The sequence below is a fragment of the Agrobacterium sp. 22-210-1 genome (assembly GCF_053522525.1).
In genome coordinates, this window is sequence record NZ_JBNWCI010000002.1 from 529,615 (window position 1) to 545,547 (window position 15,933).

The 15,933-nt window shown below is 60.6% G+C and carries 13 protein-coding genes; 10 read left to right on the forward strand and 3 right to left on the reverse strand.

Features of this window, described 5'->3' with window-relative positions:
- The gene (locus tag ACQZ5F_RS15350; protein WP_225338654.1) at nucleotides 1-1,164 is read right to left on the reverse strand and encodes an acetyl-CoA C-acyltransferase; all 1,164 of its coding nucleotides are present in this window, start codon (nucleotides 1,162-1,164) and stop codon (nucleotides 1-3) included.
- A gap of 183 nt (nucleotides 1,165-1,347) precedes the next feature.
- Between ACQZ5F_RS15350 and ACQZ5F_RS15355 the strand changes: the two genes are divergently transcribed.
- From ACQZ5F_RS15355 to panB, 8 genes are all read left to right on the forward strand, one after another.
- Nucleotides 1,348-1,821: an Lrp/AsnC family transcriptional regulator gene (locus tag ACQZ5F_RS15355; RefSeq protein WP_035221263.1), complete on the forward strand. Its 474-nt coding sequence runs from the start codon at nucleotides 1,348-1,350 to the stop codon at nucleotides 1,819-1,821.
- A gap of 77 nt (nucleotides 1,822-1,898) precedes the next feature.
- The gene (locus tag ACQZ5F_RS15360) at nucleotides 1,899-3,071 is read left to right on the forward strand and encodes an isovaleryl-CoA dehydrogenase (RefSeq protein WP_225338655.1); all 1,173 of its coding nucleotides are present in this window, start codon (nucleotides 1,899-1,901) and stop codon (nucleotides 3,069-3,071) included.
- A 9-nt stretch (nucleotides 3,072-3,080) separates the two neighbouring features.
- The gene (locus ACQZ5F_RS15365; protein WP_349506703.1) at nucleotides 3,081-4,682 is read left to right on the forward strand and encodes a carboxyl transferase domain-containing protein; all 1,602 of its coding nucleotides are present in this window, start codon (nucleotides 3,081-3,083) and stop codon (nucleotides 4,680-4,682) included.
- 7 nt (nucleotides 4,683-4,689) lie between these two features.
- Nucleotides 4,690-6,687, forward strand: coding sequence for an acetyl/propionyl/methylcrotonyl-CoA carboxylase subunit alpha (locus tag ACQZ5F_RS15370; RefSeq protein WP_225338656.1), 1,998 nt, complete (start codon nucleotides 4,690-4,692; stop codon nucleotides 6,685-6,687).
- Between the two features lies 1 nt (nucleotide 6,688).
- Complete coding sequence (locus ACQZ5F_RS15375) at nucleotides 6,689-7,615, forward strand: hydroxymethylglutaryl-CoA lyase (RefSeq protein WP_225338657.1); 927 nt, start codon at nucleotides 6,689-6,691, stop codon at nucleotides 7,613-7,615.
- Nucleotides 7,605-8,381 (forward strand): enoyl-CoA hydratase-related protein, encoded by a 777-nt coding sequence (locus ACQZ5F_RS15380; protein ID WP_225338658.1) that lies wholly within the window; start codon nucleotides 7,605-7,607, stop codon nucleotides 8,379-8,381. Before ACQZ5F_RS15375 ends, ACQZ5F_RS15380 begins: the two co-directional genes overlap by 11 nt.
- A gap of 142 nt (nucleotides 8,382-8,523) precedes the next feature.
- Entirely contained in the window at nucleotides 8,524-9,402 is an 879-nt protein-coding gene (gene panC, locus ACQZ5F_RS15385) for a pantoate--beta-alanine ligase (RefSeq protein ID WP_225338659.1), read from the forward strand.
- Complete coding sequence (panB, locus tag ACQZ5F_RS15390; RefSeq protein WP_225338660.1) at nucleotides 9,399-10,238, forward strand: 3-methyl-2-oxobutanoate hydroxymethyltransferase; 840 nt, start codon at nucleotides 9,399-9,401, stop codon at nucleotides 10,236-10,238. Before panC ends, panB begins: the two co-directional genes overlap by 4 nt.
- Nucleotides 10,239-10,400: 162 nt before the next feature.
- Here panB and rhaI read toward each other — a convergent pair whose 3' ends face one another.
- Both rhaI and ACQZ5F_RS15400 read right to left on the reverse strand, forming a co-directional pair.
- Nucleotides 10,401-11,693 (reverse strand): L-rhamnose catabolism isomerase, encoded by a 1,293-nt coding sequence (gene rhaI, locus ACQZ5F_RS15395; protein ID WP_046801922.1) that lies wholly within the window; start codon nucleotides 11,691-11,693, stop codon nucleotides 10,401-10,403.
- A gap of 51 nt (nucleotides 11,694-11,744) precedes the next feature.
- Nucleotides 11,745-13,841: a bifunctional rhamnulose-1-phosphate aldolase/short-chain dehydrogenase gene (locus ACQZ5F_RS15400; RefSeq protein ID WP_225338661.1), complete on the reverse strand. Its 2,097-nt coding sequence runs from the start codon at nucleotides 13,839-13,841 to the stop codon at nucleotides 11,745-11,747.
- A 200-nt stretch (nucleotides 13,842-14,041) separates the two neighbouring features.
- Here ACQZ5F_RS15400 and ACQZ5F_RS15405 point away from each other — a divergent pair, with 200 nt between their 5' ends.
- On the forward strand, nucleotides 14,042-14,872 hold the full coding sequence (locus tag ACQZ5F_RS15405) for a DeoR/GlpR family DNA-binding transcription regulator (protein ID WP_225338662.1): 831 nt from the start codon (nucleotides 14,042-14,044) through the stop codon (nucleotides 14,870-14,872).
- 47 nt (nucleotides 14,873-14,919) lie between these two features.
- A complete protein-coding gene (gene rhaS, locus ACQZ5F_RS15410) occupies nucleotides 14,920-15,930 on the forward strand; it encodes a rhamnose ABC transporter substrate-binding protein (RefSeq protein WP_448730608.1) in 1,011 nt (336 codons plus the stop codon).
- Nucleotides 15,931-15,933 lie beyond the last annotated feature (3 nt).

Sequence of the window (15,933 nt, forward strand, 5' to 3'; positions counted from 1 at the left end):
TCAATGCCGCTCGATGCCGAGCGCGGTTGCTTCACCGCCGCCGATGCAGACGGCGGCCACGCCGCGTTTCAACCCGTGACGCTGCAGGGCGGCCAGCAATGTGACGACGATCCTCGCGCCGGAAGCGCCGATCGGGTGGCCGAGCGCACAGGCCCCGCCATGCACATTCACCTTGTCATGCGGCAGATCGAGATCGCGCATCGCCGCCATGGCCACCACGGCAAATGCCTCGTTGATTTCGAACAGGTCGACATCCTTCGCCGTCCAGCCGGTTTTTTCAAACAGCTTTTTCATCGCGCCGATGGGAGCCGTTGGATATCCGGCAGGGGCATCCGCATAGGCGGCCTGACCGATAATGGTCGCCAGCGGTGAAAGACCCCGCCTTTCCGCTTCGGAACGACGCATGAGAACGAGAGCCGCCGCGCCATCGGAGATAGAACTGGAATTCGCCGCCGTCACCGTTCCGCCATCGCGAAAGGCGGGCTTCAGCTGCGGAATTTTCTCCGGCCTTGCCTTGCCCGGCTGCTCGTCCACGGTAACATCGCCAACAGGCGTGATTTCCGCTTCGAACGCACCTTCTGCTATGGCGCGCCGCGCCCGTTCCAGCGAGGTGAGCGCATAGTCGTCCTGCATGGCGCGGGTAAATTGGTAGTCTTGCGCGCAGTCTTCCGCGAAAGTGCCCATCAGCCGGCCCTTGTCATAGGCATCCTCGAGACCGTCGAGAAACATATGGTCGATGACCTTGCCGTGGCCGAGACGATAGCCATTTCGGGCACGGTCCAGCAGGTAGGGCGCATTGCTCATGCTTTCCATGCCGCCGGCCAACACGATGGAGGCGCTTCCCGCCGCGACCTGGTCATGGCCCAGCATGATCGCCTTCATGCCCGAGCCGCACATCTTGTTGATGGTCGTTGCGCCAATCGAATTGGGAATGCCAGCGGCAATGGCTGCCTGTCTGGCGGGCGCCTGGCCCTGCCCGGCCGTGAGCACACACCCCATCAGCACATCGTCAATATCAGAAACTGGAATAGCGGCCCGCTCGACGGCCGCGCGGATCGCCGCCGCACCGAGATCGGGCGCAGCCACCGATTTGAATTCGCCCTGGAACCCACCCATAGCAGTACGGGCGGCCCCGACGATCACGACAGGGTCATGCACAGCCAAATTCACCTCCCTTGGACATTCCCTCGCTTGAGAAAACGACCGTCATCGCGATCTCCTCCAGACCTCGACTGACATGAACGCTATCACCAACTCGAATTCATTTCAAAGCTATTTTGATTGACAGTTTTTTGATTGACGATATGTTTGATCCAACAATTAGTCATATCATAGAGCAAATGATCCATGATTGAGCTCGACAGTTTCGACCGCAAGATTCTGCATGTGCTCGGCGATGACGGGCGGGTGAGCTGGCGCGATCTGGCGGCCCGTATCGGTCTTTCCTTCACGCCGACGCTGCGCCGCGTGCGCAAGCTGGAAGAGGAAGGCATCATTCGTGGCTATACCGCCGTGTTCGATGAGAACCGGCTGCTCGGCAATATGGGCGTCTTCATCTCCGTCACGCTGGAGCGGCAGATCAAGGAAGCGCTGACGACCTTCGAACACCACGTCGCTTCTATCCCCGAAGTCGTGGGCGGTTACCAGACGAGCGGCAGTTCCGATTATCTGATCCACGCCATGGTGCGGGACCTGCCGCATTATCAGGAGCTACTGGATTTCCTGACCACGGTTCCCGGCGTGTCGCGCATCCAGTCCAACTTTGCCATCAAGACATTCGTGCGCCGTTCTGCCGCCTTCACCGGAGGTGACGCGCCGTAATCAAGGGTTGCCGGCGCGGAGGAGGTGCCGGCAACTGACAAGAGGGACGGCAAATACCGTCCGGAGGAGGAGACGCGATGAGTTTGAACCTCGCCGCCATTTTCGACGCCGACCTCGGCCCGGAAATCGCAGCATTGCGCGACAGCGCAAGTGCATTTGCAGACGATAAAATCGCCCCGCTGGCGGCGGAGATCGACCGCGACGACCGCTTCCCGCGTCAACTCTGGCCGCAAATGGGCGATCTCGGCCTGCACGGCATCACGGTTTCGGAAGAATTCGGCGGTGCTGACATGGGCTATCTCGCCCATTGCGTGGCGATGGAGGAAATAAGCCGGGCTTCCGCTTCCATCGGCCTTTCCTATGGCGCTCATTCTAACCTCTGCATCAACCAGATCCACCGCTGGGGAACCGATGAGCAGAAGCGAAGATATCTGCCGAAACTCGTCTCCGGCGAACATGTCGGCTCGCTCGCCATGAGCGAGACGGAAGCCGGTTCGGATGTCGTGTCGATGCGGCTGAAGGCGGAGCGAAGGGGCGACCGCTACGTGCTGAACGGCGCGAAGATGTGGATCACCAATGGCCACGAGGCCGACACGCTGGTGGTCTACGCCAAGACGGATATGTCCGCCGGCCCGCGCGGCATCACCGCCTTCCTGATCGAAAAGGGCTTCAAGGGGTTTCGTCCGGCCCAGAAACTCGACAAGCTCGGCATGCGTGGCTCGCCCACATCAGAACTGGTTTTCGAGGATTGCGAGGTGCCGGAGGAAAACATTCTCGGCAGCCTCAATGACGGCGTGACGGTGCTGATGAGCGGGCTGGATTACGAGCGCGCCGTACTGGCTGCCGGCCCGGTCGGCATCATGCAAGCGGCCATCGATCTGGTGCTGCCCTATGCCCGCGAGCGCAAACAATTCGGCAAACCCATCGGCGAATTCCAACTGGTGCAGGGCAAGCTTGCCGATATCTATTCGGCCATGAATGCATCCCGCGCCTATGTCTACGCCGTGGCGCGGGCCTGCGACAATGGCCGCATCACAAGGCAGGATGCGGCAGGCGCGATCCTTTTCGCCGCCGAGCGTGCGACGCAGGTGGCGCTGGACGCGATCCAGCTTCTCGGCGGCTCCGGTTACGTCAATGAAAGCCCGGCCGGACGGCTGCTGCGCGACGCTAAACTCTACGAAATCGGCGCAGGCACCAGCGAGATTCGCCGGATGCTGATCGGCCGCGAACTGGTCAAAGGCAACGGGTGAGGACGCGCGATGAAGCTTACATCCAGTCTGAGCCGCGATCCCGCCTTCACCGCTAATACCGCTTTCATGTCCGGTCTGGTGGAGGATTTGAGAGGGCACGTCGAAAAAATCTCCAAAGGCGGCGGCGACAAGGCCCGCGAGCGGCATCTTTCCCGCGGCAAATTGCTGGCGCGCGACCGCATCGAAGGCCTTCTTGATCCCGGCAGCCCATTCCTCGAATTTTCGCAATTTGCAGCTTACGAGGTCTATGACGAACCCGTTCCCGCCGCTGGCATTATCACCGGCATCGGCCGGGTCTCAGGCCGCGAATGCGTGATCGTTGCCAATGATGCGACGGTGAAGGGCGGTACCTATTATCCGCTGACGGTGAAAAAACATCTGCGCGCGCAGGAAATCGCCACTGAGAACCGCCTGCCCTGCATTTACCTCGTGGATTCCGGCGGCGCGAACCTGCCCAATCAGGACGAAGTCTTTCCCGACCGCGATCATTTCGGCCGCATCTTCTATAATCAGGCCAACATGTCGGCGGCCGGCATCGCCCAGATCGCGGTGGTGATGGGCAGTTGTACAGCGGGCGGGGCCTACGTGCCGGCCATGAGCGACCAGTCCGTCATAGTCAAAAATCAGGGCACGATCTTTCTCGGCGGGCCGCCGCTGGTGAAGGCTGCGACCGGGGAAGTGGTGACGGCTGAAGAACTGGGCGGCGCGGATGTGCATTCGCGGCAATCCGGCGTCACCGATCATTATGCCAACGACGACCGCCACGCGCTGGCGCTGACCCGGCGGATCGTTTCCACCCTCAATCGCCGCAAACAGGTGGAGCTGGATATTCGCGAACCGGCGGAGCCGCTTTATCCGGCAGACGAACTTTACGGCATCGTGCCCGCCGATACGAGAAAACCCTTCGAGGTGCGCGAGATCATCGCCCGCCTGGTGGACGGTTCCGAATTCGATGAGTTCAAGGCGCTTTACGGCACGACGCTGGTCTGCGGTTTCGCCCACATCCACGGTTATCCTGTCGGCATCATCGCCAATAACGGCATTCTGTTTTCGGAATCGGCGCTGAAGGGCGCGCATTTCATCGAACTCTGCTGCCAGCGCGGCATTCCCCTGGTGTTCCTGCAGAACATCACCGGTTTCATGGTCGGCAAGGCCTATGAGGCTGGTGGTATAGCCAAGGATGGCGCAAAGCTCGTCACCGCTGTTGCCTCAGCCAAGGTGCCGAAATTCACCGTCATCATCGGCGGCTCCTTCGGGGCTGGCAATTACGGCATGTGCGGCCGCGCCTACTCGCCGCGCTTTTTGTGGATGTGGCCAAATGCCCGCATTTCCGTGATGGGCGGCGAACAGGCGGCCTCCGTTCTGGCGCAAATCCGCCGCGACGGCATCGAGGCCGATGGCCGCCACTGGTCGAAAGAAGGCGAAGAGACCTTCAAGCAGCCGATCCGGGAAAAATACGAGCGGGAAGGACATCCCTATTATGCCAGCGCAAGGCTGTGGGATGACGGCATCATCGACCCGAAAGATACCCGCCTCGTGCTTGGCCTTGGTCTTTCCGCGGCGCTTAACGCACCGATAGAACCCACCCGTTTTGGCATATTCAGGATGTGAGGCGACGATGTTCTCGAAAATACTGATCGCCAACAGGGGCGAAATCGCCTGCCGCATCATCCGCACCGCCCGCAGCATGGGCATCCGCACCGTCGCCGTTTATTCGGACGCCGACCGTGACGCCAAGCATGTGGCACTGGCCGACGAGGCAATTGCCATCGGCCCTGCGCCCGCGCGTGCCTCCTATCTCGACGGCGAAAAAATCATCGCCGCCGCAAAAGCGACCGGCGCGCAAGCCATTCATCCCGGTTACGGTTTCCTCTCCGAAAATGCCGGCTTCGCCGAAGCCTGCGCCGCTGCCGGGCTCGTTTTCATCGGCCCGCCGGCCACAGCAATCCGCGCCATGGGCGGGAAAAGCGAAGCGAAAGCGCTGATGGCGAAGGCCGGCGTTCCCGTCGTTCCCGGCTATCACGGGGAGGATCAGGCAGAAGAACGGCTGGGCAGCGAGGCGGAGGCCATCGGTTATCCCGTTCTGCTCAAAGCCTCGGCCGGTGGCGGCGGCAAGGGCATGCGCATCGTGCGGAAGAAACGCGACTTTGCGGCAGAGCTTGCCGGCGCAAAGCGCGAGGCGCTTGCCGCCTTCGGCGATGACCGGATGTTGATCGAGAAATATCTCGAACGGCCACGGCATGTGGAAGTGCAGGTCTTTGCCGATGGCCACGGCAATTGTGTTTCGCTTTTCGAGCGCGATTGCTCGATCCAGCGCCGGCACCAGAAGGTCATAGAGGAGGCACCCGCTCCCGGCCTGCCCGATGCCTTGCGGCAACGCATGTATGATGCGGCAACCGCCGCCGCCCGCGCCATTGATTATCGCGGCGCGGGAACCGTGGAATTTCTGCTCGACCCTTCCGGCGACTTCTATTTCATGGAAATGAACACCAGGCTTCAGGTCGAGCATCCGGTGACGGAATATATTACCGGGCTCGATCTGGTCGAATGGCAGATCCGCGTCGCGAACGGCGAGGTCCTGCCGGAAAGCTGGACCGATCTCGGCATCAACGGCCATGCCATCGAGGCGCGGATTTACGCCGAAGACCCGGCGCATGATTTCCTGCCGTCGATCGGCACGGTCAGCCATCTCGTTTTTCCCGATGAAGGCCCGTATCTCAGGATCGACAGCGGCATCCGCGCCGGAGACGCGATCACCGTGCATTATGATCCGATGATCGCCAAGCTGATCGTCTGGGATCATGACCGAGCCGCCGCCGTGCGGCGGCTGCGGCTGGCGCTGGAAAAACTGGCAATATGCGGTGTCACCAGCAATGTTGCCTTTCTGGCGCGGCTTGCAAGGCTCGAGGCTTTCGCCAACGCCGATCTCGATACCAGCTTCATCGCCCGCAACGAGGCGGCACTTTTCGCCCCCGCAGCCACCGGCGAGAGCGAGAAAGCTGTAGCCGCGCTTGGCCTTCTTCTTTTGCGACAGAAAGCGGCCAAGACTGGTTCTCTGTCATCGACCGATCCCTATAGCCCTTGGAACAACACTAACGCTTTCCGCCTGAATGCACCAACGCGGGAAACCCTGAATTTCACTCTCGACCACCAGCCGCTCACGGTTGCCGTTACTCATGAGGAGGACGGGTTTTCGCTGGAGATTGACGGCGGGTCGATCCGTGTCGCCGGGAACCTCTCAGAAAATGGCGAGCTGCGTGCGGCCATAAATGGCAGGGGTAAGCAGGGCTATCTCTTTTCGGAAGGTAGCAGCACCGCCCTTTTTCTGGATAGCGAACACTATCGCATCAGCCAGCCGGACCCGGTCGATATTGCCGATTCCACCAGTCACACCGGCGGTCTGGAGGCGCCCATGCCGGGTGTTATCCGCGCTTTGCTGAGCCAGAAAGGTGCGCTCGTCGAAGCAGGCGAGGCGCTGGTGGTAATGGAGGCGATGAAAATGGAGCACACGATACGTGCTCCGGCGAAAGGTATCGTCGCCGCCATCAACTGCGCCGAAGGCGATATGGTGACCGCCGGTGCTGTGCTGGTAGACTTCGAGCCGGAAGGTGCGTGAGATGGACTGGCCCCGCAGCGTGAAGATCGTAGAGGTGGGCGCGCGTGACGGCCTGCAGAACGAAAGCGCCGAGGTTCCCGCCGCCATCAAGATCGAATTGATCGAACGACTTGCCGCAGCCGGTTTGCCAGCGGTCGAGGCAGGAGCTTTCGTGTCGCCCAAAAGAGTTCCGCAGATGGCGGATTCGGCGGCTGTGTTTCGGGGCCTGAAACAGCGGCAAGGCACAGCCTATCCGGCGCTCGTTCCCAATATGAAAGGTTTCGAGACGGCCATTGAAGCCGGCGTGACGGAAATCGCCGTTTTCGTCTCCGCATCCGAAGGCTTCAGCCAGCATAATATTGGTTGCACGCGTGCGGAAAGCCTCGAACGATTACACGACGTCGCAGAGGCCGCAACTGGCCGAAATATCCGCATGCGCGGTTACGTCTCCTGCATCGCCGGCTGCCCCTATGACGGCACGGTTGCGCCCGATGAGGTGGCGGCGATGGCTGAGGCGCTTATCGCGCTGGGCTGCTATGAGATTTCGCTCGGCGATACGATCGGCATCGGCACGGCCGGCCGGATTCGCAATGTCATCGAGCGTGTGTCGAGTCGCATCCCGCGCGAAAAAATCGCCATGCATTTCCATGATACCTATGGGCAGGGCGTCGCCAATGTGCTGGCCTCGCTTGAGGAAGGCATCGTCGTTTTCGACAGTTCCGTTGCCGGGCTGGGCGGCTGCCCCTTTGCGCCGGGAGCGAGCGGCAATGTCGCCACCGAAGATGTCGTTTATCTGCTGCAGGGGCTTGGCATCGGAACCGGTATCGACCTGATGGCGGTAGCGAAGACCGGTGACTGGATCAGCCGGCATCTCGGCAGGCCGAACGCGGCACGCGCCGGAAAAGCGTTGCTCGCCGCAAAACAGGAGGGTGACCTGAATGGCGGATGAGTTGTTGCGTGAGACACGCAAGGATGTTCTGTGGCTGACGCTCAACCGGCCCGAGGTGCACAACGCCCTTAATGCTGCGATGACGGATGCGCTCACGGATGCCATCCGCGCTGCATCCGGTGACCATAGCCTGCGCGCCGTGGTAATAACGGCAGCGGGAGACCGCAGTTTCTGTTCGGGAGCCGATCTCAAGGAAAGCGCGGGGGGCATGTTCCTTTCGCGCGATGGAACAAACCCGATCGCCGATGTGATGCGCGCCATCGAGCGATGCGAAAAACCCGTCATTGCCCGCATCAATGGCCGGGTTTTGGCCGGCGGGCTAGGCCTCGTTGCCGCCTGCGATCTTGCCTATGCCGCAGATCACGCCGAATTCGGCCTGCCGGAAGTGCTGGTCGGGCTTTTCCCTGCCATGGTGGCGGCGAAGCTTCTGGCGAAAATACCGTTGAGTGGGCTTCAGGAAATGGCCTATCTCGGCCAGCCAGTCAGTGCTGCCGAGGCAACGCGTCTCGGCCTTATCAATCGCGCAGCACCTGCGGCCGAACTCGATCGCTTGATCGAGGATGTTCTTGCAAAACTGCGACAGAATGCGCCGGGCGCCATCGCAGCCGGAAAGGCAGCCTTGCTGGCGATGCGCGACATGCCGTCCGATGAGCGGCTGGCCTTTGCCGAAAGTACCATCGCCACCCTCAGCGGCAGCGATGAGGCGCGCGAAGGGCGGCAGGCTTTTGCGGAAAAGCGGCCTCCTGTATGGGCAGGCACATCCTGAACAGCAGCACGCTCACCGTAGTCGTCGTCTCCCTGGGGCGTTAATCGATATAATGCCCGCAGCCGCGTTGACCCGGTTCAGCAAATCGCGTTCTATCCAGCACCTTTCGCCGGACGGTGATCGGGCAGCCGGAGGAGACCCTATGCGCCTTGTAAAAACCGTCACCGAATTGCGGGATGCGATTTCCGCCTTTCGCCGCGAAGGCAAGACTGTCGGCTTTGTGCCGACTATGGGTTTTCTCCATATCGGCCACCTCACACTCGTTGCCAAAGCCAAGGCAGAGAACGACGTGACGGTGGTTTCCATCTTCGTCAACCCGCTGCAATTCGGCGCGAATGAGGATCTGGCGCGTTACCCGCGTGACCTCGCCCGCGACAGCGCGTTGCTGGAAGAGGCGGGCGTCGATATTCTGTTCGCGCCCGAGGTAACGGAGATGTATCCGCGCCCGATGTCAACCGTCGTGGATGTGCCCGAACTGGGCAGCCAGCTGGAAGGCGCGGTGCGGCCGGGGCATTTTGCCGGCGTCACCACCGTCGTGACCAAGCTTTTTAACCTCGTCCAGCCGGACGCGGCCTATTTCGGCGAAAAGGACTATCAGCAAGTGACGTTGATCCGCCGCATGGTCGAAGACCTTGCCCAGCCGGTGCGGGTCGTGCCGGTCGCGACGGTGCGTGAGGCGGATGGTCTCGCCTGCTCCTCGCGCAATGTCTATCTGACCCCCGAGCAACGTGCTGCCGCGGTGATCGTGCCGCGCGCGCTTGAAGAAGCTAACCGGCTTTATGACCAAGGCCTTGATGATCCCGCCGCCCTGGAAGCGGCGATAGAAAAGTTCATCGCCGCTGAGCCATTGGCTTCGCCGGAGGTCGTTGCGGTGCGCGATCCCGATACGCTGGCGCCGGTTACCTCCGTGCAGGCAGGCCCCGTACTGGTGGCGCTGTTCGTGCGCTTCGGCAGCACGCGCCTTCTCGACAACCGCGTCATCGGCCGCGACAAAACCAATCAACAGGAGGCCGCACGATGAGCACCCATGGAAAACTGAAGCGGCTGACGACGGCCTCCATCCGGCAGATGAAAGGTGAGACGCGCATCGTTTGCCTCACCGCCTATACGACGCCGATCGCCCGCCTGCTCGATCCGCATTGCGACCTGCTGCTGGTGGGAGATTCCCTGGGCATGGTGCTTTACGGCATGGACACGACGGTTGGTGTCACACTGGACATGATGATCGCCCACGGCCGCGCCGTCATGCGCGGCGTCAACCGAGCCTGCGTTATCGTCGACCTTCCCTTTGGCACCTATCAGGAATCCAAGGAACAGGCCTTCCGCAACGCGGTGCGGCTGATGCAGGACACCGGCTGCGACGGCGTGAAGCTGGAAGGCGGCGAGGAAATGGCGGAGACAATCGCCTTCCTCGTGGCCCGTGGCATTCCTGTCTTTGGCCATGTCGGGCTGATGCCGCAGCTTGTCCACACCGCCGGCGGCTTCCGCTCGCTCGGCCATTCGGAAGCGGAAACGCAGAAAATCTGGCGAGATGCGATTGCTGTCGATCAGGCGGGCGCCTTCGCCATCGTCGTGGAAGGCACCGTCGAGCCGCTTGCCCGAGAGCTGACCGAGAAACTTTCCGTCCCCACCATCGGCATCGGCGCATCGCCGGCCTGCGATGGGCAGGTGCTCGTTTCCGACGACATGCTCGGCCTCTTCACCGACTTCAAACCGAAATTCGTTAAACGTTTTGCCGATCTTGGTGCGGCGATTTCGGATGCAGCCAGGGACTATGCCGATGAGGTGCGCTCCGGCGCGTTTCCGGGGCCTGAGCATACGTTTCAGGTTCGCAAGCCGTCGCGTTCGGGGGAGTGAGGGAACCGGGCTGATGTGCTGGACAACGCCCTGACCAAAACTCGACGTCATCCTCGGGTCGAGCCCGAGGGCGACGAAGGAGAGGTTGAGGCGCGACGCTGTCAGCTCTCAGCGGTGTACTCGGCCTGATCGCAGGCTTTTCACATCCAGCAAAGCGAGCGACTACACAATCCCACCGCTGCCACCAACCGAGGCAGGTCGTTCCGCCGCCACCCGCTTGCGATAGCCGCTCGCCCGATAGGCCGCAATGGGGTCGATTGCACCCCCAGCCAATTGCCGGGCCTGCGCGAGGATCGGCTCAACATCGGTGCGGTAAGCCCGTTTCAGCGTATCGGAAGCCAGCAGCGCATCATTTTCCTGCTGATAGCCATCCAGAGCTGCGCGATCGACCAGCAGCGCCTGCGCATAGGCGCGACGAATTTCATTGGCGCTGGAGATCAGGCTTTCAATCGGGTCCGTCACATTATGCGACTGGTCAATCATATGAGCGGGATGGAAACCCTTCACGCCGCGGTGTTCGGCATCGACAAGCTCGTTGAAAACGAGGAACAGGCGGTAGGGTTCGATTGAGCCTGCATCCAGATCGTCATCGCCATATTTGCTGTCGTTGAAGTGGAAACCGCCGAGCTTGCCGAACTGGATCAGCCGGGCGACGATCATCTCAATATTGGTGTTGGGCGCATGATGGCCGAGATCGACGAGGCAGAAGGCCTTTTCGCCGAGCGTATTGGCGATCAGGTAATTGGTGCCCCAGTCCTGCACGACGGTGGAATAGAAGGCCGGCTCATACATCTTGTGTTCGGAAAAGATGCGCCAGTCATCCGGCAGCGCCTTGTAGATATCGGCCATGCCGGCGAGATAACGCTCGAAGCTTCTGGTGAAGTTGCTCTGACCGGGGAAGTTGGAGCCGTCACCCACCCACACCGTCAGCGCCTTGGAGCCGATGGCGTTGCCGATCTCGATACATTCGATGTTGTGCTCCACGGCCTGCCGGCGCGTGGCGGCATCGGTGTGGCTGAGCGAACCGTATTTGTAGGAATGGCTCTGGCCCGGCGCATCCGAAAACGTATTGGAATTCATGGCGTCGAAGCCGAGACCCAGCGCATCGGCATGGGCTTTAAGCCGTTTCGGGTCTTCCTTATCCCATGGAATATGCAGGGAGACATTCGGCGTGGCGCGCGTCAGCTGGTTGATGACAGCGCAATCATCCAGCTTGTCGAAAATGCCGCGTGGCTCCCCCGTGCCCGGAAACCGTGCAAAGCGGGTGCCGCCGGTGCCGACGCCCCAGGAGGGCACGGCGACGAAAAACTCCGCCACCTTGGCCGTGACCGCATCGACATCGATATTTCGACGTGCAAGCTGATTGCCCAGCGCCTGATAATCATCCTTCAGCGCGGCGGCGCGTTTGTCGTTTTCTGCCGCGATCACATCGGCGGCGATTTTCGTCTCGGTCATGTCTTCCTCCCCGGTCATGGCGGCGCTGCCGCCGCCTGTCACCGTCCCATATTATCGCGTGAAGCTCTGCGCGTTACCGGCATCGACATTGATGATGTTGCCGGTCGATTTGGCGGAAGCATCTGACGCCAGGAAATAGATCGCCTCGGCGATATCTTCCGGGAACACATTGAGCTTCAGCATCGAGCGCTTGCGATAATGTTCCTCCAGATCGGTCACCTCGATCTTGGACGAAGCCGCACGCTGCTCGCGCCACTCGCCGTTCCAGATTTTCGAACCACGCAACACGGCGTCGGGATTGACGGTGTTGACGCGAATGCCCGCCTCCGCGCCTTCGAGCGCAAGGCAACGGGCGAGATGGATTTCCGCAGCCTTCGCCGTGCAATAGGCCGACGCATTGGGCGAAGAGGCAAGGCCGTTTTTCGAGGCGACGAAGACGACGTTGCCGCCGAGATTTTGACGCCGCAGCAACCGGAACGCCTCCCGCGAGACGAGGAAATAACCCGTGGCGAGAATATCGATATTCTTGTTCCACATGGCAAGCGTGGTGTCTTCCACCGGCGCAGAGGACGCGATACCGGCATTGGAGACGAGAATATCCACGCCGCCAAATTCCACGCTCGCTTCCGCGAAGGCGGAAATGACGGCGTCTTCCTGCGTCACGTCCAGCTTGACGCTACGCACCGCGTCAGCGCTGTAACGCTTGACGAAATCGCCCTTGGCAGCCTCCAGCGCCGCCTCGTCAATATCCGCCAGAACCACGCAGGCGCCCTCGCCCGCCAGCCGTTCCGCCGTTGCCCGGCCAATGCCGCCGGCACCGCCGGTGACGAAGGCCACGCGACCGGCAAGGCTTTTCGGCTTCGGCATACGCTGCAACTTCGCTTCTTCCAGCAGCCAATATTCGATATCGAAGGCTTCCTGCTCCGGCAGGCCCTGATATTCGGAGACGGTGGAAGCGCCGCGCATGACGTTGATGGCGTTGACGTAAAACTCACCGGCTATGCGAGCGGTGGCCTTGTCCTTGGCGAAAGACAGCATGCCGACGCCGGGGATCAGGAAAATCACCGGGTTCGGATCGCGCATCTTGGGCGAATTATCGTGGCGGCACGCCTCGTAATAACGGCTGTAGTCGGCGCGATAGACATCAAGCGCCTTGTCGAGACCGGCCATCAACGCATCCACATCGGGATTTGCCGTATCGAGATCAAGGATCAGCGGGCGGATTTTCGTGCGCAGGAAGTGGTCCGGGCAGGATGTACCGAGCGCACCGAGCGGCTTCAGATCTTTCGAATTGACGAATTCCAGAACCGCATCCTGATCATCGAAATGGCCGAGCTTGCGCTCTTCGCGGCCAATGCGGCCACGAATTTCCGGCATCAGCCGGGCGGCAATCGCACGGCGTTCGGCAAGCGGCAGGCTTTTCGCCACCGCGCCGCCGAAAATCGTCTTGCCTTCGGTCTTTGCCGCAAACCATTCGATCGCCTTGTTGATGATGGCGAGCGTCAGTTCGTAACACGCCTTGGCGTCATTATCCCAGGTGAACAGGCCGTGGCTTTCCAGCACCACGCCCTTGGCCTTGGGATTGGCCTTGACGAAAGCTTCGAGATCGAGACCGAGCTGGAAACCGGGGCGACGCCAGGGCAGCCAGCCGATGTCATCGCCAAAGATCTGCTGCGTCAGTTCCTTCGAATTCTTCGAGGCGGCAATCGCAATGATCGCATCCGGATGCATGTGATCGACATGATCATAAGGCACGAAACCGTGCAGCGGCGTATCGATGGAAGCCGCGCGCGGATTGAGGTTGAAGGTGCAATGCGGCAGGAAGCCGACCATGCGGTCTTCGTCTGCGACACCTTTATAAATGCCCTTCAGCGCTTCCAGCTTGTCGAGATAAAGCGTCGCAAAACCATCAAGCTTGATGGTGCCGACATCGCCGCCGGAGCCTTTCACCCACATGACGCGGACCTTCTCGCCCGTCAGCGGATCGGTCTCAAGCACCTTCGCGGATGTGTTTCCGCCGCCATAATTGGTGATGCGCTTGTCGGCACCCAAGAGATTGGAGCGATAAAGCAGCTTGCCGGGCTCATCGAGCGTTTTGGCATAGGCATCGTCCCAACGGCTTTCGAGAAGGCGGGATGTTCCCGTCATGTCTTCCTCCCAATATCTGTCTGCATTCGCGGAGCCGATCTCGGCCCGCCTCCTTTGATGGCAGGTATCGCGCATCCAAAAGCACAATGTCAATCAAAAACGATCATAAATTTTCATGTTGCAGCGCGATATTGATTAATTTGATCGTTCTTGATTGACAACATAAAGAGATTGCGAATAATCACAATCAGGAGGACCCCATGCACGAACGCGAACGCCATCGCATCATCTTGAGCGCCACACAGGAAAAAGCTGTTGTGACGGTGCAGGATATTGCTGAACTCACGGATGCGTCGGAAGCGACGATCCGCCGGGATATCGCGTCTTTGCATGTTCAGGGCAAGTTGCGGCGTGTGCGGGGCGGGGCGGAAGCGGTGCATCCGCCGCAGCTCGGAAATCTGGCCGCACGGCCATTCCGCGTGTCCGAATCGGTCAATATCGACAAGAAACGCGCAATTGCGCGCAAGGCGGTCGATCTCTGCAATGATGGCGATGCCATTATCCTGAATGGCGGCACGACCACATTCCAGATGGTGCATTACATGGCGGCGCGCCGCCTGCAGGTGATGACCAATTCCTTCGCGATTGCCGAGCATCTGGTCAAGCATTCCAAATGCAATGTCAGCGTGCCGGGCGGCGCGATCTATCGCGACCAGAGCCTTATCCTGTCGCCCTTCGAGAACGACGCGATCCGCAATTTTTATGCGCGGCGGATTTTTCTCGGCGCGCAGGGCGTGGGCGCGCTTGGCATCATGGAATCCGACGCGCTGGTCATCCAGAGCGAACAGAAGCTGATGCGGCAGGCGGAAGAATTGATCGTGATGGTCGATTCCTCGAAATTCAGAAAACGGTCCAGCCTGATTTTATGCCCGCTCGAAAACGTCTCGACCATCATCACCGATGACGGGATTTCGGACGAGGCGGCAAGGATGGTGGAAGATGCCGGCGTCGAATTGCTGATCGCCGGCGCGGTGGCGGTGGGAAAAACCGCCGGTCCGCCGGATGAGGAGAATTCTTCTTCAGTCGCTTGAGGAGCGCTGGAGGGAAAAACAAGGTTCAAAATGGGAGGAAAAGGGACATGAAACTTACACGCAGAACATTGACCAGCGTTTTGGCACTCAGCGCGGCGCTCTCCGTCGCGGGGCTTGGCAGCGTTGCTGAGGCAGCAGACGTCAAGATCGCACTGGTGGTCAAGTCACTCGGCAACGGCTTTTTCGAAGCCGCCAACAAGGGTGCGCAAGAGGCCGCGAAGGATCTCGGCGGCGTCGAGATCATCTATACCGGTCCGACCAGCACCACGGCGGAAGGCCAGATCGAAGTCATCAATTCGCTGATCGCGCAGGGTGTCGACGCCATCGCAATCTCCGCCAACGACCCCGACGCGGTTGTTCCGGCACTGAAAAAGGCGGCGCAGCGCGGCATCAAGGTCATTTCCTGGGATTCCGGCGTCGCGCCTGAAGGCCGCATTCTCCAGCTCAACCCTTCGTCCAACGCGCTGATCGGCAAGATGTGCCTGCAGCTCGCCGCATCGCATCTGGAAGGCGGCAAGGGTGACTTCGCCATTCTTTCGGCCACCACCACCTCCACGAACCAGAATATCTGGATCGACGAGATGAAGAAGCAGCTGAAGGATTTCCCCGGCCTCAACCTCGTCACGACAGTTTACGGTGACGACCTTGCCGACAAGAGCTATCGCGAAGCGCAGGGCCTGCTCTCCTCGCAGCCGAATGTGAAGGTCATCGTCGCGCCGACGACGGTTGGCGTTCTCGCTGCTTCGCAGGCCGTGAAGGATGCCGGCAAGATCGGTCAAGTCTTCGTGACCGGCCTTGGCCTGCCGTCGGAAATGGCCGGCGCCATCAAGTCCGGCGCCACCAAGGAATTCGCCATCTGGAACCCGATCGACCTCGGTTACTCCGCCACCCAGATCGCCTACCGCCTTGTGAAGGGTGAAGCCGACGGCAAGCCGGGCTCGGAAATCGAAGCCGGCCGCATGGGCAAGATCAAGGTCGGTGAAAACAGCGAAGCGGCCATGGCCGATCCGTTCGTTTATTACGCGAAGAATATTGATCAGTTCTCGAAGATTTTCTGATCT

What these genes read in the sequence shown, in the direction of transcription:
- ACQZ5F_RS15355 (WP_035221263.1), top strand. Translation starts at nt 1,348, where the DNA reads ATGATTGAGCTCGACAGTTTCGACCGCAAGATTCTGCATGTGCTCGGC.
- ACQZ5F_RS15360 (WP_225338655.1), top strand. Translation starts at nt 1,899, where the DNA reads ATGAGTTTGAACCTCGCCGCCATTTTCGACGCCGACCTCGGCCCGGAA.
- ACQZ5F_RS15365 (WP_349506703.1), top strand. Translation starts at nt 3,081, where the DNA reads ATGAAGCTTACATCCAGTCTGAGCCGCGATCCCGCCTTCACCGCTAAT.
- ACQZ5F_RS15370 (WP_225338656.1), top strand. Translation starts at nt 4,690, where the DNA reads ATGTTCTCGAAAATACTGATCGCCAACAGGGGCGAAATCGCCTGCCGC.
- ACQZ5F_RS15375 (WP_225338657.1), top strand. Translation starts at nt 6,689, where the DNA reads ATGGACTGGCCCCGCAGCGTGAAGATCGTAGAGGTGGGCGCGCGTGAC.
- ACQZ5F_RS15380 (WP_225338658.1), top strand. Translation starts at nt 7,605, where the DNA reads ATGGCGGATGAGTTGTTGCGTGAGACACGCAAGGATGTTCTGTGGCTG.
- panC (WP_225338659.1), top strand. Translation starts at nt 8,524, where the DNA reads ATGCGCCTTGTAAAAACCGTCACCGAATTGCGGGATGCGATTTCCGCC.
- panB (WP_225338660.1), top strand. Translation starts at nt 9,399, where the DNA reads ATGAGCACCCATGGAAAACTGAAGCGGCTGACGACGGCCTCCATCCGG.
- rhaI (WP_046801922.1), bottom strand. Translation starts at nt 11,693, where the DNA reads ATGACCGAGACGAAAATCGCCGCCGATGTGATCGCGGCAGAAAACGAC.
- ACQZ5F_RS15400 (WP_225338661.1), bottom strand. Translation starts at nt 13,841, where the DNA reads ATGACGGGAACATCCCGCCTTCTCGAAAGCCGTTGGGACGATGCCTAT.
- ACQZ5F_RS15405 (WP_225338662.1), top strand. Translation starts at nt 14,042, where the DNA reads ATGCACGAACGCGAACGCCATCGCATCATCTTGAGCGCCACACAGGAA.
- rhaS (WP_448730608.1), top strand. Translation starts at nt 14,920, where the DNA reads ATGAAACTTACACGCAGAACATTGACCAGCGTTTTGGCACTCAGCGCG.